Genomic DNA, 16,167 nt, shown 5'->3' with positions numbered 1-16,167 from the left:
GGAGTCTTGTCGTCACACGGCAAGCCCTTATTTAATTTGATGAACGGCCCCTCCTTACTCTCAACCCAGTAAACAAAAACGTTATCCTTAACCAATAGCCAATCTATTTAACAAACATTAGACATTATTCAATTTTGGTAGGAAATGGTCTATTCAAAAGCTTGGAAATAATTTATAGTATGAAACGGGTGAAACGTTTTACATAATTTATCGACTAATGTTATGAACGGGAGGTTGACGAATGGATTCCGTATTTCAAGATCTTTATGAGAAATATCATAAAGATCTCTTTCAATTTATATTTTACATGGTGAAAAACCGGGAGCAAGCTGAAGATCTCGTTCAAGAAGTATATATTAAAGTCATGAATTCTTATGATCGATTTAAAGGGGATAGTAGTGAAAAAACATGGATGTTCTCTATTGCACGTCATGTTACAATCGATTTCTTTCGTAAGCAAAAGCGAAAAAGGAATCGTATCATGGAGTTCTTTGACTGGGGGGAGCATGGCCATTTCATACAAGATGATCAGCCCATCCCGGAAGAAATTGCCCTGCAGAACGAAGAGATTCAAAAGATGTACCATTGTTTAGAGAGATGTACAACAGATCAGAAGTCGGTGATCATCTTGAGGTATATTCAATCTATGTCTATACAAGAGACAGCGGACATTTTAGGAATGTCAGTCAGTAAAGTTAAAACCACTCAACATAGAGGAATGAAAGCACTTCAAACTTATATGAATGAAGAAGACGAGGAGGGGATCAAAAGTGAAACGAAATAAATATCACAGCAATGACTCCATAAAAGATCTCCTGAAAAACATGCCTGATGTGGAAGATCGACAAAGCTCTGAAGATCTATATCGAAAAATCTCTGCCAAGCGTAATAAAGAATTACAAAGACAATCTAAGCGAAAAAAACTGGCTACAGGATGGGGAGTGGGGATGGCTTCAGTAGCTGCAATTATTATATTTTTAATCGCTGCCTTACCCTCTATGCAACAAGAGCAAGCCTATGATACCTCTTCTTCTGACGAATCAGTAGAATTAAGCAACGACCAAGCTGAATCTAAAGATGGAGACCAAAAGGAAAATGAAATTGATCGTTCATCAGATGCAAATACACAAGAAGAAAGTTCCTCATCCGAAAAGGCGGAATCTAGTTTCCATGATAGTATGACTACGGAATCTTCATTAATCTCAAGAGTTGTGACTAATAATGAGAATGAACTCCATGCCATTGCAGCGTTTGGGGATTTTCAAGGACAATATGTAGTACCAGTCACCTTTTCAGTCTTAAAAGAGTCCAACACCATGGAACAACTATATAATTCATTAGAAGGCTCATTAGATGAAGATGAGTGGGGAGTGAGGGCATACCAGTTTTCTTCTGTATCATTTGATATAAACAAAGAAGAAGGAGTCGTCGTAGTAAACTTTCCTGAGGATTATGATTTTCCTGAATCCTCTACTCAGGAGAATATCTTTATAATGTCTCTTAAAGTGATGTTTGGTCCCCTTGATGTGAACACAATAAAGCTTGAGACAGAAGGTGAATCAGGTGTTAATCTAGGTAACAATACAGGTTTAGAGGAAATCAATATTTCCAAAAGATCTATCTACAAGTTATATACACCGCAAAATGGTCCGCAACTATTTATTTCAATTCCTGTTAATCAAGGAACAACGATAGCAGAAGCACTAAACGAACTTAAAGTCGATGAACCGGCATTTACTATTGAAGGTACGATTCCAAAGGCAGTAGATATAGGGGACATAACAACTAATGGAGAGCTCTTAGAAGTTAATATAAATGGCGGTGACAATTTTGATGGAGATCAACAAATGCTCACAATGATTGAATCCATTCTTATAACGGCTAAGCAATTTGGATTTACTCAGGTTAAATTCAACCATCTTCCAAAAGACGAGGTGGGAATGTACGATTTAAACAAAACCATTTCTGTTCCATATAGTGTTAATCCTATGCCTTTACAACAAAGTGCCCCTTAGAAATAAAAAAGCTCGCCTCTATTGGCGAGCTTTTTCACTTTATTTATTTTCTTCATAGCGTGCTAAGCACTCATCGATGAGCTTGCTCGCTGCTTCTACACCTTCGTATTCTCCGATCTCAGTTTTCTTACCTTGAAGATCTTTGTACGTTTTGAAGAAGTGAGAGATTTCTTCTAATTTATGTTGAGGAATATCGTCTAAAGTGTGAACATCTTTGAAGCGTGGATCCTCAGTAGGAACTGCAATTAGCTTCTGATCTTCTTCCCCGTCATCAATCATATTTAAGAAACCAATTACGCGAGATTCAATTACGCAGCCTGGGAAAGTAGGGTTTGTAACAAGCACAAGTGCATCAAGTGGATCATCGTCTAGTGCTAACGTGTCATCAATATACCCGTATTCTGCAGGGTAGAATTGAGAAGAGAAAAGGACGCGGTCTAGTTTGAATACACCTTTTTCCTTATCAAATTCATATTTGTTTTGACTTCCTGTTGGAATTTCAATAAACACATCAATAACTTTATTTTCAGCCATATGAATGCCTCCTTATTCGACAATAGTATGTAAGTTCTTGCAGATTTATATTATATCAACATTTAGCTAGGAAGGAAAGCATAGAACATGTTAATATAAAGGTATCGACGTATGTTAGGACTGATGATAAATGGACCAACATTCTTTAGTTGAGCAACTTTCCCCAAAAGTCAAGCTTGTTCGTGTCGAGAGGGGCTATACACAGGAGCGTATGTCTTTGATACTCGGTGTATCTAAAAAGACCCTTGTCCAAATAGAGAAGGGTAGAATTCAAGCTAGTTGGACAACGTTAGTAGCTATGGTTGCTTTGTTTCGAGATAGTGAAGTCATACAAAATACATTGGGGGAAGATCCTCTAGAAGTTTTAGAGACGATTGCCCATGAATCTGTAAACCGCCCTAAGCAGCGCACATTTGGTGGGAAGGTATGGTGGACATCAGTAGAAGAGCATAATGGATATATGTTACAACAAAATGTTTTAAGTCAACATTATAGAATTATTGATGGGAATTATTATAGGTACTTTAGCAGCTTTGATCTTAAAGAAGCGCGTAAGAAACTGGCTGAGCTAGGGGAAAATCCGATATAAAAAAGATCCCTCCATTATGTGAAGGGATCTTTTTAGGAAGATAGATTATTCGAATTTCAATGCATCACCGTCGAACGGTTCGTCTTCAACTTTAATGGAATCTGTAGGGCAACCTTCGAAAGCATCTTCCATATCTTCATGGAGATCCTCAGGAATCTCAGCAGTACCTTTATTATCATCTAAGATGACAAATGCAATGCCTTCATCATCGTAATCATAAATATCTGGAGCTGCAGCCCCGCAAGCCCCACATGCAATGCATGTTTCTTTGTCGACAATTGTATATTTAGCCATGTCACATACCCTCCTAAAATATTTAAGACCCTGGTATGGATCTTCTATTACATATATAAGTATCCTAATTTGGAAACATTTTCGCCTAATACATATTGTAAAGCTCTTCTTTTAACATTTCAACTAAAAATCGGCGATTTCACCATGCAACCTAAGCTGGACGTGGCCCTTCAAATAGCTTTTCTGAAGGGTAGAGAAAGGGGATTTAATGTTTAACACTTTATTACTTCACAGCATTCAACAATTACAAGGCGAAAGAAGTGCTTCGGCGATTTTGCACATGCTAACGGGTAAGAAATCTTCACAAACATTCCAGGACGTTTATGCATACCATCTATCATCTTTTTTTGGAATTCATCGGACGATTACTCGGGATGAATTAATGTTTGAATTGAAAAAGTTAAAAGCGCTTCAGTATATTAGCACGAGAGAACGAGCACTTCAATTAACAGAATCCGGATTGAAAGAACTCAACAAAGCACCAATTGAACATACGCCCTTAGTTTGGCTGAATGGTACTGCATATCAACATATGGACCAGCAATTTTGGGGTCGTTTAGTAGTATTCGTACAGACAGCCTCTAATATCGCTTCTGGTCAGCATCAATTTATTCCAGTTGACGACCGAAAAGAGGTTTTGGATTGGGTGAAAGTAAAGTATCGACATGAACAGTCGAACCTTAATGAATACTTACAGCACCTATATTCTGAAGTATATGATCTTTTGAAAGGTATGCCTGAATGGGTTGCTGAATTTACAACTTATCGTTTGTCTGCTTACCATCGCTATGGAATGAGTAAAGATCAGTTGGCTATGCGCTACAACCTATCTGTACATGATGTCACAATTACCCTTCAGGCTGTTATTCATTATTTGTTACAAAGGGTTTTAGATAACCAAAGCGCCTATCCTTACCTATTTCAAATGTGTGAAGATCTTCAAGTGACATACCCCCTTACTCATTCTGCTCAAAAAACTTTTGAATGGATTGAGAAAGGCTATACTCTCGAGACCATAGCAAGGATTCGTAAATTAAAAATGAGTACAATCCAAGATCATATTGTAGAGATTGCTCTAGTGAATCCGCGTTTTTGCATTGATGAATATGTTACAAAAGAAGCGGCACAGAACATTTCCCATACAGCAAATACACTAAACACGAATCGTTTGAAAACAATTAGGGATGAGCTGAATGGAGATTACTCTTATTTTGAAATTCGGCTCGTGTTAGCAGCCTCGCAAGGAGTGTCAAATCATGAACGACGAAACACTTGATAAGCTACTGTATAATTACTTTGGATATGAACAATTTAGAGAAGGTCAAAGAGAGATTATTGAGGATTTACTTAAAGGAAATGATGTTTTAGGTATTTTACCTACTGGAACTGGTAAATCGATGTGTTATCAATTGCCATCTCTCCTCTTAGACGGAACTGTAATCGTGGTAAGTCCACTGATTTCATTAATGGTTGACCAAGTGAAGCAGTTAAAACAACAAGGTATGAAACGTGTTGTGGCAGTAAACAGTTTCCTCAACCCACAACAAAAGCAGCAGGTGTATACTCATATTGATCAATATAAATTAGTCTATTGCTCACCAGAGATGCTTCAAAATGACCAATTTTTACAGGTTTTGAAAGAGAAAGTCTCGGTTTCGTTACTAGTAGTGGACGAAGCGCATTGCATATCACAATGGGGGCATGAGTTTCGTACGGACTATTTAAAGTTGGATGAAACACTGAAGGAGTTAAAAGAACCAACTGTATTGGCATTAAGTGCCACCGCTCCAGTGCATGTCCAAGATGACATTGTGAAACAAATGGACCGACCAGATATGCGGAAACATATTTACCCCATGGACCGGGAAAATATTGCGTTTACAGTAGAACACGTTGCTGGTATGGAAGAGAAGATACAACGTTTAGCTGCTATATTAAATACACATTCAGTACCGACTATGATTTATTTTTCGAGTCGTCAGTGGACAGAAAAAGCGGCTTATGAATTAAATCAACGTGTTGAAGGGGTGAAGGTTGCTTATTATCACGGTGGAATGGATCAAATGGACCGTTTGCTGATTCAACAACAATTTATGAATAATCAATTAGATGTTATTTGTTGCACCAGTGCTTTTGGGATGGGGGTTAACAAAGGAAATATCCGGCTTGTTGTACATGCCCATATTCCATCGCAAGTTGAATCTTTTCTGCAAGAGATCGGTCGCGCAGGGCGAGATGGATTTCAAAGTGTTAGTTTAACGTTGTATAGTCCAGGAGATGGTGAAATTCCGAAGCGTTTTATTGAGACAGAACTTCCGACTGAAGAAATGGTTTCTAACGCCATGCGTTACCTGCAGTCATTATCCAACAAAGGTATGTATATTCCTGCTCAGACAGAGGATATAGAGGAAACATTGCAACTTAGTGAGGTTCAATGGCGCTTTTTATCCTATCAATTCGAGAAGCATGGCCTTATTAAAGGGAGAAATATTCTAATACATCAAGGCTGGAAAGAGGCTTACTATTCGATCCTTTCTTTTATTCAAGAAAGAACTAAGATCAAACAGAATAAATTAGCAGAACTTTTACATTGGGTGCACTCAGAAAAATGTTTGAGGTCCACATTATATAGTTCATTTCAAGCCTCATTAAAAAAGCCCACTGGTTTTTGTTGCGACCGTTGTGACTTTAGGTTTGATTTATGGACAACAAGTAACACCGATAAGCGAAGTGAGTTGTTAAATTGGGAAGAAGAACTCCAGAAGATTTTTTTACAAGGGGGGTCTGAATGAATCAAGCTGATTTAATAAAAAAAATGACGGATCGACAAGTGGTAACTCAACTCTATATCACTCAAATATTCATTTTAGTCCTTTCGCTGGTGTCTAGTTGGTTTTTATTTGATTCTGTAAAAGATTGGTATAATTTATTTGCTTGGGATATGAAAGGTATTTTATATTATGGTGGGTCAGCTGCTGTTCTTATACTAAGCATAGACATATTGCTCATGACGGTTATGCCAAAACGTTTTTACGACGACGGAGGTATAAATGAAAAAGTTTTCAGGAACCTCCCAGTTATAGAGATTATGGGTTTGACATTTTTTGTGGCTTTTGCGGAGGAAATGCTATTTCGTGGCGTGATTCAAACAGAATATGGTTACCTAGCTGCTAGTATATCATTCGCGCTCGTTCACATTCGCTATTTGACTAAACCGGTATTGTTTATTTCTGTTATTGCAATTAGTTTTTATATTGGGTGGATGTATGAAATTACAAATAATTTGTGGGTCACAATATTTGCCCATTTTATGATTGATCTCGTGTTAGGAGTCATGATTCGATATCGTATACTGAGGTGACGAACTATGGAAGAACCCTTTAGAAACAACGACCAAGCTAAGAATTTGCGACAGAGAATGCAAGATGAGGAAAGAGGTTTGTTGCAAGAACCTGATCCACAGGAATTAGGTGAAGCTATTTCTAGTCTTCCATCTAGAAATGAAGTACATAAGAGTAAGCAAACTAGAATGAAGTGGAAAATTAAATATCCATTCATTCGCTTATTAGTTTTTCTATTTGTTGTTTTTATACTTCTTATTCCTTTATATTATCTGTAAATTTAAAGTGGGGAAGAAAGCAAAATTTTCCTTAGTAACAGTTAAAGTCTCCGTTATGTAGGTAGTTATAAAATAGTGACAGGAAATAATCTATAGAAAAAGAGGTTTAGAGTTGTTAACTCTAAACCTCTTTATTAATTGAGAGGTAAACCTTAGGTAACCATCCGTTTTAAAAGAAGATTTGGCGATCTCGTTCTTCTTTTAGAATCTCAACTGCTTCACGGAATCGTTGTGAGTGTATGATTTCCCTTTCTCTTAAATATTTTAGACCATCATTTAAGTCGGGGTCATCGGATAAATTAATGATCCATTGATAAGTAGCACGTGCTTTTTCCTCTGCGGCAATATCCTCGTATAAGTCCGCAATAGGATCCCCTTTAGCGGCAATGTACGTGGCGGTCCACGCCGAACCGGCGGCATTTTCATAATAGAGAGCATGCTCATGATTAGCGTAATGGGCGCCCAAACCAGCAGCCTTCATTTGTTCCGGCGTCGCGTCTTTTGTAAGTTTATACACCATAGTCGCAATCATTTCCAAATGGGCGAATTCTTCTGTGCCGATATCAGTTAGGAGTCCTACAACTTTATCAGGGATTGTGTATCGCTGATTTAAGTACCTCAGAGCTGCAGAAAGTTCTCCATCAGCTCCGCCATATTGTTCAATTAAATATTTTGCGAGCTGTGGGTTACAGGAACCTACCCTAACAGGATACTGTAGTTTCTTCTCATAATACCACATACTTTACCTCCTTTTTACACCTGCCATGGCCAAGGTGCATTGTTCCAATTCCAAGGATATCCTGAGTAACTTTCTCCATACTGTCGAAGAGGTCCGTATTGCTGTTCATATTGCTTCTTAAGCTTCTTGCTTTGTTGAGCATATTGATTGAATTGTTTGATCGCTTCATAATCTTCAGGGTGGGTGTCTAAATATAACGTAAGTTCTACTAATACAAAATCTACAGCTTGAATCTCCTCTAGCAATTCATAATAGGCAGGGGGAAGGGGGTGGTTCATTTATCATCATTCCTCCCGTCAGGATCTGGATATGGACTGTAAAATGCCGGCCAAAGGGTGCCGCAATAAAGTGCTTGCTTAGGGCTGAATTGCTGTAGGTTTGGGGGTTGAAACCCGATATAAAGTTGAGGTGGCGTTTGATAGCTTTTTACACGAACGGGCGGGCATGGATCATTTGGGCTATTATAGGGCTGATAGTACTTTACTTGAGTGAACATCTTTATTTCTCCTTTCTGTTGAACTTACATTCATACCATTACTACTTATGAATATTTTGTGAAGCCTTATCCTATTACAAGTTTAATCCTTATATCGAAGAAGGGTTTTTGTTTTTTTAATCGAATTATTTAATGAAGGGTACCATTTTATTAATACATAAATTGAGGTGAAGGCGATGTTTGTAAAGGGAATTATGAAAGCTGCTCATGAATGTTGGACAGCTTCAGTAAACACACCGTTAAATGAAGTAATTGATAGGCTTAATCAAAATGATATTCAAGGTATGCCTGTTGTAGTGGAGGGTACCTTTAAAGGAATGGTTTCAAAAGAACTGATCTATAAGAATTTCTTCGAAAGCGGAATGACGAGAGATTCCTTTTTGGCTGAACGAAAAGTTGGAGATGTGATGGCATATGAGGATCTCTATATTACAGAGAATGATGTGTTTGAACAAACACTAACAACTTTCAAGGGGTTTTCTATAGTTGCCGTCATTGGGAATGATCGGAAATTCTTAGGTATCGTTACACGTTATGATGTTTTAGAGCAGTTTGAAAGTGCATTTGGTATGAAGAAAAAAGGTGTAAGAATTGCATTTACATCAGAGGAATCTGAAGGCCGCATTGCTCGTCTGGCTGAAATTGTTAAGCAATATCATGAAAATATAATTTCTCTGGCTACTTTCGATGAAACAGCTAAACTCACAAGAAGAATTGTGTTGAAAATTGAAAAGAAAGATAATATTGACAAATTTGCTAAAAAACTAGAGCGTTCTGGCTTCAGAATACTTGATATTAAAGAAGATTAAAAAGGACTAGACCCTTCCTCGCATCCATATAATGGGTGGGGGAGGGGTTTTTATTGTTTAGCGCTTTAATTATTAGTGGTGTGGCATGGTTTGCAACCTTTTTCGCTATATACTGGCTTCCGTTTGCTAGAGTACCACTCTCATCCGATTTTTTTTTGCTCGCCATTTTGGCCCCAGTTGATTTTCTGTTTGGAAGTTTATGTTTGCTGGTAGCTTGTATAAACCATGGATTGTTATTTCGAGCTCTGGTACAAACGAACGTTCGTTCAGAAGTGAAAGTTTTATCCTTGTTAGGATGGCTAAGTCCTGCTGTGCTGGTCATTTTTTCTATAAAAGTTGTTGCTATCGTTTTCTGTATGTCTGTTATCTATGGTATTCTTTCTATGGAGAGAAAAAGGAACAAACGTGGAAATGTTAGGAGACGGTCTTTGTAAAATCTCTGAGATAATTTGTGCAAAACATATTCAAAACCCATACATAGTTTACACAAAGCGCTTTCTTTTTTATAATAGGAACAAATAGTTTTATGGGGGATATGGTATGTCCAGCACTCAAGGTAAATACAACATCAAAGCCGTTTCTACAATGCTCGGAATTCAATCAGGAACACTGCGTGCATGGGAACGTAGGTATAAAATGATACGCCCGACACGTAATGAGGCTGGTCATCGATTGTATACGGATGAACACATTAAAGTATTAAAGTGGTTAATAGATAAAGTGAATAGAGGTTTTACTATATCTCAAGCGGTTTCTTTGCTTGAAAACAATCAGAACGCTCAATCTAACGTTGAGGAAGAAAATGTTGCTTCAAAAGAAAGTCATGTTGAAGCTTTGTCTGATGAATTATTAGATGCCTTGTTACAGTTTAATGAACGAGAGGCTCAGATGAAACTTGATCATGCATTTAGTATTTTCTCACCTGAAAAAGTAGCGATCGATGTAGTTGGTCCTATACTAGTTAAGATTGGGGATCTGTGGGAAGCAAATGATATTTCTAGTGTGCATGAACACTTTGCAAGTAACTTTCTTCGCTCCAGATTAGGGATGATGTTGATTTCAATGCCAGTTAATCATATGCAGCCGAAAGCTGTATGTGTCTGTGGCCCTAACGAAAAGCATGAGTTAGGTATTTTAATATTTAGTCTCTATCTGAAAAGGCAAGGATATGATGTTGTTTATTTAGGTCAGAGTATCGCACCAGGCGATGTTGAAGTGATCGTGAATGAATTAAAGCCTAAGTATTTGTTTATGTCTTGTACGATGAAGAAAAATATTCCTGCAACAGTCCACATTGCTGATGCTCTAAAAGAACGCTATCCAGACTTGGCAATTGGTCTTGGCGGCTATGCATTAGACACCTTGCCATCCAAGGATAAAGATCCCATACAACCTTACATCATAGGGAATAACAGTTCGGATTGGTCAGAGTGGTTGTCCATTCATTCTTAAGACTCGCGTTTAGGCGCGAGTCTTTTGCTTCCTAAACAGCGTGAATGAAATAAAATTCTTGTAGCTGTGCCCATTCCAATTTATACTTTAAAAATAGTACCAAACTAATAAAAAAAACATATACTAAGGTAAGGCATCGCATATGCATTCAAAGGGGGACGAGTGAATGCGTCTTGAAAGGTTATCTAGTAATAAATTTAAAATATTTCTAACGTTTGATGACTTGCTTGATCGCGGAATATCGCGAGAGGATCTGTGGCATGACTTACCTGCTGTTCACGCATTATTCCATGACATGATGTTCGAGGCTACAGATGAATTAGGAATCGAATTAGAGGGTATGCTCCAAGTTCAGGTATATCTGATGCAGGCTCAGGGCATGCTCATTGTCGTTACTCAAAGTGATCAAACGAATGAAAATTATGATGAAGACTATATTGAAATGAAAGTAACACTTGATGAGAGTAAAGAAATGATGTTTAACTTCCATGCTTTTGAAGACATTATTCAAGTGGCTCAACACTTACTTCAATTAGGCATTAAAGGTGGATCGGTGTATTATATGGACCACTACTATATGCAACTTTCTGATGAGGATATGACGGAGTTGAACCGTGAAGACTTGATTGCTATTCTTTCTGAGTTTGGTTCACCAAGTACAGTTACTAGTTATCGTTTAAATGAGTATGGAAAAACAATTTTAGCTGGAAATGCAATTCAGGAAATTACAACCTATTTTCAGTAAACAAAAGATCGGTCCACAAAAGCGGACGGTCTTTTTTTTGTGAATAAATCTTATACATATAATAACTCTTAAAACATTTCTAATTAGAGAGAAAATATTTATGTTAATATTAGAAGGATTTCTATGAACATGTTACGATAAAAAAGAATAGTAAATATAGGGGTGAAGAATTGCAAGAATTCGAAAACCCCTTTATAATGAAATCGCTTACATTACAAAAGGTTTAGTTTTCATCAAAATATGTATTTTCGTGTTTCCATAAAGGCTGAGAAGTTGTATACTAATTTCTGAAGAAATGGAATGTACATTGACTGAACCGAATTTTCATGGGAGGTAAGTTCATGGTAGCCGACAAAGCAGCAGATTCTGCGAATGAAAATCATGACAAATTAGACGTATTAAAATCAACTCAAACTGTGGTTAATAAGGCACTTGATAAATTAGGGTACCCATCCGAAGTGTTTGAATTGCTTAAAGAACCTGTAAGAATGATGACAGTTCGAATTCCAGTTCGAATGGATGACGGGTCAATTAAGATCTTTACAGGGTATCGAGCTCAACACAATGACGCAGTGGGCCCTACAAAGGGTGGCGTAAGATTCCACCCAAGCGTTACTGAAAAAGAAGTAAAAGCTTTATCAATATGGATGAGTTTAAAGGCTGGGATTGTTGACCTTCCTTACGGTGGAGGAAAAGGCGGAATTGTATGCGATCCACGTGAAATGTCTTTCCGTGAACTAGAGGGGCTTAGTCGCGGTTATGTACGAGCTATAAGTCAAATTGTAGGTCCTACAAAGGATATTCCTGCTCCTGACGTGTTTACAAATTCGCAAATTATGGCATGGATGATGGATGAATATAGCCGTATTGATGAATTTAATAACCCTGGTTTTATTACAGGAAAACCTCTTGTTTTAGGCGGTTCTCATGGTCGTGAGTCTGCGACGGCTAAAGGTGTTACAATTTGTATTGAAGAAGCCGCTAAAAAGAAAGGTATTGATATAAAGGGAGCTCGTGTTGTCATTCAAGGCTTTGGTAACGCAGGAAGCTTCTTAGCTAAGTTTATGCACGATAAAGGGGCAAAAGTGATTGGGATTTCTGATGCACAAGGCGCGCTTCATGACCCAGAAGGGCTTGATATTGACTATCTACTAGATCGTCGAGATAGTTTCGGGACGGTTACTAATCTATTTAAGAACACAATTACTAATGAGCAACTTTTAGAGTTAGATTGTGATATTTTGGTTCCTGCAGCCATTGAGAATCAAATTACCGAAGAAAACGCAGCCAATATTAAAGCGAGTATTGTTGTAGAAGCTGCAAATGGACCAACTACACTAGATGGAACACGAATTTTATCAGAACGTGGAATTTTATTAGTTCCTGATGTATTAGCATCATCCGGTGGAGTAACGGTTTCATACTTCGAATGGGTGCAGAATAACCAAGGATATTACTGGACTGAAGAAGAAGTTGAAGAAAAGCTTCATAAAGTAATTGTTAAAGGCTTCAATGCCGTATATAATACTGCGGAAACTCGTCGTATTGATATGCGATTGGCCTCTTATATGGTTGGTGTACGTAAAATGGCAGAGGCTTCGCGCTTCCGTGGATGGATATAGGTTGAATCTTTTGCAAGCATCTCCTATCATTATGTGGGTAGGAGATGTTTTTTGTTTTGGGCTCTGATCATGTTGATCTGTTTCATATAACTCCCTGATACGGAGTACTTTATACTGAGATACTTTAGAGCATGGAAGGGGCTGCTTGGGTTTCCTTGGCGACAATGCGCTTTCCTGCGGGGGAGCTGGGAAGTTTCCTCGTTCACTCACGCTAAGCCAAAGCTAACGGAAATAATCTCTCAGCTTCGAATCTTACAGAGCCTATTTTTAAAGAACATGATATACAAGAAAATATTAGACAAATGATACTTATGAATCGTGATATGTGTTGTTATAGAGGAGTGAAGGAATTTTGCAAAAGGAAGATGTAATTATTGTGGGCGCAGGGCCATGTGGTTTATCGACTGCGATTGAACTCCAAGAAAGAGGTCTGAATCCTCTTATAATTGAAAAAGGAAATGTAGTAAATGCAATCTATAACTATCCAACTCACCAAACTTTTTTCAGCTCAAGTGAAAAGTTAGAAATTGGTCGGATGCCCTTTATTACAGAAATGAAAAAGCCAGTACGTAACCAAGCTCTTGCGTATTATCGTGCTGTAGCAAAGAGAAAGAATCTTCGAGTAAATGCTTATGAAAAAGTAACAAGTGTAACAAAGAATAATGGGAACTTTACCTTATGCTCCGAGCGAAATAATGGTGAGGAAGTAACGTATCAAGCTAATCAGATCGTTATAGCAACAGGATACTATGATCACCCGAATCACATGGGAATCCCGGGTGAATCGTTAGATAAAGTAAGTCACTACTTCAAGGAATCTCACCCTTATTTCGATAAAAATGTCGTGGTTATAGGCGGGAAAAACTCTGCAGTAGATGCCACATTAGAACTAGTGAAAGCCGGCGCGAATGTAACAGTTCTGTATCGTCAGTCTGACTATTCTAAGAGTGTGAAGCCGTGGATTCTTCCTGAATTTGAAGCGCTAGTTAACAAAGAGGTAATCAATATGGAGTTTAATGCTAACGTAACTGAAATTACCTACGATAAAGTGTACTATGAGGTTGATGGTGAAAAGAAGGACGTTGAGAATGACTTTGTTTTTGCAATGACTGGATATCACCCTGATCATAGTTTTTTGAGAAAGATGGGAATTGAAATTGAAGATGATACGGGTCGTCCTACTTTTAACAAAGATACTATGGAAACCAATATTAAAGGTATATATATAGCAGGAGTTATTGCTGCGGGTTATAACAATAATGAGATTTTTATTGAGAACGGACGTCACCATGGTGAATATATTGCGGAAGCGATTTGTGGACAGAAGTAAATAGGAGAAAAGGTTCTACGCGTTTATATGCGTAGAACCTTTCTATGTAATTAAGGAATTTATTATAGAAACTAATATGAATTAGGCAAAGATATGGACGAGCTCTGAAGGGTTTTGGGTCATTTCCAAAGCGATCATAAGTTTAATACGAGCTTTTGGACCTGTGAGGCCGTTTGAGAATACAACTCCCATATCTTTCAGCTTGCGACCGCCACCTTCATAACTATAAACGTCTTGAGCTATACCTTGGTAGCATCGGGATACAAGGACTACAGGAATTTTGTCTTCGATTAATAGTTTTAAAGGCTCAACGATTTGAGGTGGAACATTTCCCTGGCCAAGTGCTTCGATGACTATTCCGTCTGGTTTAGTTTGTCGAATAGCTTCCACTGTTTCTGAGTCCATTCCAGCATATGTTTTTATAAGGGTTACGCGCTTTTGAATCTGTTGAATCGGGTAAGACTCATGTGACGTTAAAGTATGGTGAAACATAATGCCCGTTTTAGTAACAATGCCTATAGGTCCGTACTGAGGACTCTGGAAAGTGGCGACATTACTAGTGGACGTTTTTGTAACGTTCTTTGCACTATGAATTTCATCATTCATTACGACTAGAACACCTTTATCTTGGGCTTCGTCAGAGCAGGCAACGCGTACAGACGTTAATAAGTTGTAAAGGCCGTCTGAGCCAATTTCATTAGAAGACCGCATAGCTCCAGTAACGATGATAGGCTTCCTTGTTTGTAAGTACAAATCTAAAAAGTAAGCTGTCTCTTCTAGAGTGTCTGTTCCGTGAGTAATAACGATTCCATCTATTTGCTCCGTAGCCAATCTTTCATGTATTCTTTGTCCTAAAGTCAACATGTGTGCAGGCGTCATATGTGGAGAGGGTAAATGGAAGACTACCTCATCTTCAATATTTGCGTATGTAGCCAAAGAGGGAAGCATTTCATATAGAGGGTGATCTACGTCTGGCGCTACTGTCCCTGTATCTTTATCTTCTTTCATGGAGATTGTTCCACCTGTATGTAATACTATAATCTTTTTCACTATAACACCTTCTTATTTCAAGTATTTTCTTTCCATTATGTTCATGATACGATGAAATAGATTGAATTGAAAGAGGAGGAACGGTCGTGTTTACAATACTTTCAGCAGCAGTGGCACCGGGCTTTGCGCTCATGTCTTTTTTTTATTTGAAAGACCGTTTTGACTCTAAGCCGTTCTCAATTGTGTTTAGAACGTTTGTGATGGGATCGTTATTGGTGTTTCCAATTATGTTTATCCAGTACGCTTTTGAAACTGAAGGTGTATTACAATATCCAGCTACAAAATCGTTCCTTCTATCCGGAGGGTTAGAAGAATTCTTTAAATGGTTTATTTTTATGTATGCGGTTTATAAGCAAGACCATTTTGAAGGACGTTATGATGGGATTGTTTATGGAGTTTCTATTAGCCTGGGCTTTGCTACTGTTGAGAATATATTATATTTGTTAGCTAATGGTGTAGAGGTTGCTTTTTTAAGAGCTCTTTTCCCAGTTTCTTCTCATGCCCTGTTTGGAGTTATTATGGGCTATTATTTGGGGAGAGGGAAAACCAATCGGAAAAAAGGCTCCATCTATATTGTTTGGCTTGCACTAGTAACGCCTATTTTACTTCACGGTTTATATGATTATATTTTAGAAATTTGGCAGTCTACATGGCAGTATACATTGACCCCATTTATGATCATACTATGGCTTATTGCCTTAAGAAAAGTAAAACAAGCAAACACCGTACCTGCTGGTGTAGTTCCAATTGAACAAAATAAATGGAAAGCATAAAAGCCGCTCCTTTAAAGGAGCGGCTTTTTTATGTAGATCATGTTGTGTTGCTCTCGTACGTTAATCTTACTGTCTAGCTCCTGGGGATTAGAGGCTAGCG

At 38.0% G+C, this 16,167-nt stretch carries 19 protein-coding genes; 13 read left to right on the top strand and 6 right to left on the bottom strand.

What is annotated here, in order from left to right; translation table 11 throughout:
- Window positions 1-241 precede the first annotated feature (241 nt).
- Together sigX and N780_RS02290 are read left to right on the top strand one after the other, a co-directional pair.
- A complete protein-coding gene (gene sigX / locus N780_RS02295) occupies window positions 242-784 on the top strand; it encodes an RNA polymerase sigma factor SigX (protein ID WP_036779503.1) in 543 nt (180 codons plus the stop codon).
- A complete protein-coding gene (locus tag N780_RS02290) occupies window positions 771-2,015 on the top strand; it encodes an RsiX family anti-sigma factor (protein ID WP_036779501.1) in 1,245 nt (414 codons plus the stop codon). Before sigX ends, N780_RS02290 begins: the two co-directional genes overlap by 14 nt.
- A 39-nt stretch (window positions 2,016-2,054) precedes the next feature.
- On the opposite strand, the gene N780_RS02285 is transcribed toward N780_RS02290, so the two are convergent.
- Window positions 2,055-2,549 carry an inorganic diphosphatase gene (locus N780_RS02285; protein WP_036779499.1) on the bottom strand — a complete coding sequence of 165 codons (495 nt, stop codon included), beginning with the start codon at window positions 2,547-2,549 and terminating at the stop codon, window positions 2,055-2,057.
- A gap of 130 nt (window positions 2,550-2,679) precedes the next feature.
- Here N780_RS02285 and N780_RS02280 point away from each other — a divergent pair, with 130 nt between their 5' ends.
- The gene (locus N780_RS02280; protein WP_036779496.1) at window positions 2,680-3,138 is read left to right on the top strand and encodes a helix-turn-helix transcriptional regulator; all 459 of its coding nucleotides are present in this window, start codon (window positions 2,680-2,682) and stop codon (window positions 3,136-3,138) included.
- A gap of 45 nt (window positions 3,139-3,183) precedes the next feature.
- Here the strand turns inward: N780_RS02280 and N780_RS02275 are convergent, their stop codons facing one another.
- Complete coding sequence (locus N780_RS02275; protein ID WP_036779494.1) at window positions 3,184-3,432, bottom strand: ferredoxin; 249 nt, start codon at window positions 3,430-3,432, stop codon at window positions 3,184-3,186.
- 208 nt (window positions 3,433-3,640) lie between these two features.
- Between N780_RS02275 and N780_RS02270 the strand changes: the two genes are divergently transcribed.
- From N780_RS02270 to N780_RS02255, 4 genes are read left to right on the top strand one after another with little or no spacing between them, the layout of a single operon-like run.
- Complete coding sequence (locus N780_RS02270; protein WP_036779491.1) at window positions 3,641-4,708, top strand: YpbB family protein; 1,068 nt, start codon at window positions 3,641-3,643, stop codon at window positions 4,706-4,708.
- Window positions 4,689-6,224, top strand: a complete 1,536-nt coding sequence (locus tag N780_RS02265) for a RecQ family ATP-dependent DNA helicase (protein WP_036779489.1) — start codon at window positions 4,689-4,691, stop codon at window positions 6,222-6,224. Before N780_RS02270 ends, N780_RS02265 begins: the two co-directional genes overlap by 20 nt.
- The gene (locus tag N780_RS02260; RefSeq protein WP_036779487.1) at window positions 6,221-6,793 is read left to right on the top strand and encodes a CPBP family intramembrane glutamic endopeptidase; all 573 of its coding nucleotides are present in this window, start codon (window positions 6,221-6,223) and stop codon (window positions 6,791-6,793) included. The genes N780_RS02265 and N780_RS02260 overlap by 4 nt, the downstream gene beginning before the upstream one ends.
- A gap of 6 nt (window positions 6,794-6,799) precedes the next feature.
- Complete coding sequence (locus N780_RS02255; protein ID WP_052114840.1) at window positions 6,800-7,051, top strand: hypothetical protein; 252 nt, start codon at window positions 6,800-6,802, stop codon at window positions 7,049-7,051.
- Between the two features lie 169 nt (window positions 7,052-7,220).
- On the opposite strand, the gene N780_RS02250 is transcribed toward N780_RS02255, so the two are convergent.
- From N780_RS02250 to N780_RS02240, 3 genes are read right to left on the bottom strand one after another with little or no spacing between them, the layout of a single operon-like run.
- On the bottom strand, window positions 7,221-7,790 hold the full coding sequence (locus N780_RS02250; RefSeq protein ID WP_036779485.1) for a manganese catalase family protein: 570 nt from the start codon (window positions 7,788-7,790) through the stop codon (window positions 7,221-7,223).
- A 14-nt stretch (window positions 7,791-7,804) separates the two neighbouring features.
- On the bottom strand, window positions 7,805-8,068 hold the full coding sequence (locus tag N780_RS02245; RefSeq protein WP_036779482.1) for a spore coat protein CotJB: 264 nt from the start codon (window positions 8,066-8,068) through the stop codon (window positions 7,805-7,807).
- The gene (locus tag N780_RS02240; RefSeq protein WP_036779481.1) at window positions 8,065-8,286 is read right to left on the bottom strand and encodes a spore coat associated protein CotJA; all 222 of its coding nucleotides are present in this window, start codon (window positions 8,284-8,286) and stop codon (window positions 8,065-8,067) included. Before N780_RS02240 ends, N780_RS02245 begins: the two co-directional genes overlap by 4 nt.
- 176 nt (window positions 8,287-8,462) lie before the next feature.
- Between N780_RS02240 and N780_RS02235 the strand changes: the two genes are divergently transcribed.
- The 5 genes from N780_RS02235 (at window position 8,463) to N780_RS02210 (ending at window position 14,244) form a co-directional block, all read left to right on the top strand.
- The gene (locus N780_RS02235) at window positions 8,463-9,095 is read left to right on the top strand and encodes a CBS domain-containing protein (RefSeq protein ID WP_036779479.1); all 633 of its coding nucleotides are present in this window, start codon (window positions 8,463-8,465) and stop codon (window positions 9,093-9,095) included.
- Window positions 9,096-9,635: 540 nt separating this feature from the next.
- Entirely contained in the window at window positions 9,636-10,547 is a 912-nt protein-coding gene (locus N780_RS02225; RefSeq protein ID WP_036779476.1) for a MerR family transcriptional regulator, read from the top strand.
- 166 nt (window positions 10,548-10,713) lie between these two features.
- Entirely contained in the window at window positions 10,714-11,292 is a 579-nt protein-coding gene (locus tag N780_RS02220) for a genetic competence negative regulator (protein ID WP_036779474.1), read from the top strand.
- 341 nt (window positions 11,293-11,633) lie between these two features.
- On the top strand, window positions 11,634-12,914 hold the full coding sequence (locus N780_RS02215; protein WP_036779471.1) for a Glu/Leu/Phe/Val family dehydrogenase: 1,281 nt from the start codon (window positions 11,634-11,636) through the stop codon (window positions 12,912-12,914).
- A 352-nt stretch (window positions 12,915-13,266) separates the two neighbouring features.
- Window positions 13,267-14,244 (top strand): YpdA family putative bacillithiol disulfide reductase, encoded by a 978-nt coding sequence (locus N780_RS02210; RefSeq protein WP_036779468.1) that lies wholly within the window; start codon window positions 13,267-13,269, stop codon window positions 14,242-14,244.
- An 81-nt stretch (window positions 14,245-14,325) separates the two neighbouring features.
- On the opposite strand, the gene N780_RS02205 is transcribed toward N780_RS02210, so the two are convergent.
- Window positions 14,326-15,294: an asparaginase gene (locus N780_RS02205; protein WP_036779466.1), complete on the bottom strand. Its 969-nt coding sequence runs from the start codon at window positions 15,292-15,294 to the stop codon at window positions 14,326-14,328.
- A gap of 86 nt (window positions 15,295-15,380) precedes the next feature.
- Here N780_RS02205 and prsW point away from each other — a divergent pair, with 86 nt between their 5' ends.
- Window positions 15,381-16,067 carry a glutamic-type intramembrane protease PrsW gene (gene prsW, locus N780_RS02200; RefSeq protein WP_036779463.1) on the top strand — a complete coding sequence of 229 codons (687 nt, stop codon included), beginning with the start codon at window positions 15,381-15,383 and terminating at the stop codon, window positions 16,065-16,067.
- Window positions 16,068-16,167: the final 100 nt, after the last annotated feature.

The sequence above is a fragment of the Pontibacillus chungwhensis BH030062 genome, from assembly GCF_000770675.1.
GTDB classification, from domain to species: domain Bacteria; phylum Bacillota; class Bacilli; order Bacillales; family BH030062; genus Pontibacillus; species Pontibacillus chungwhensis.
This window is presented reverse-complemented; position numbering and strand designations above follow the sequence as displayed.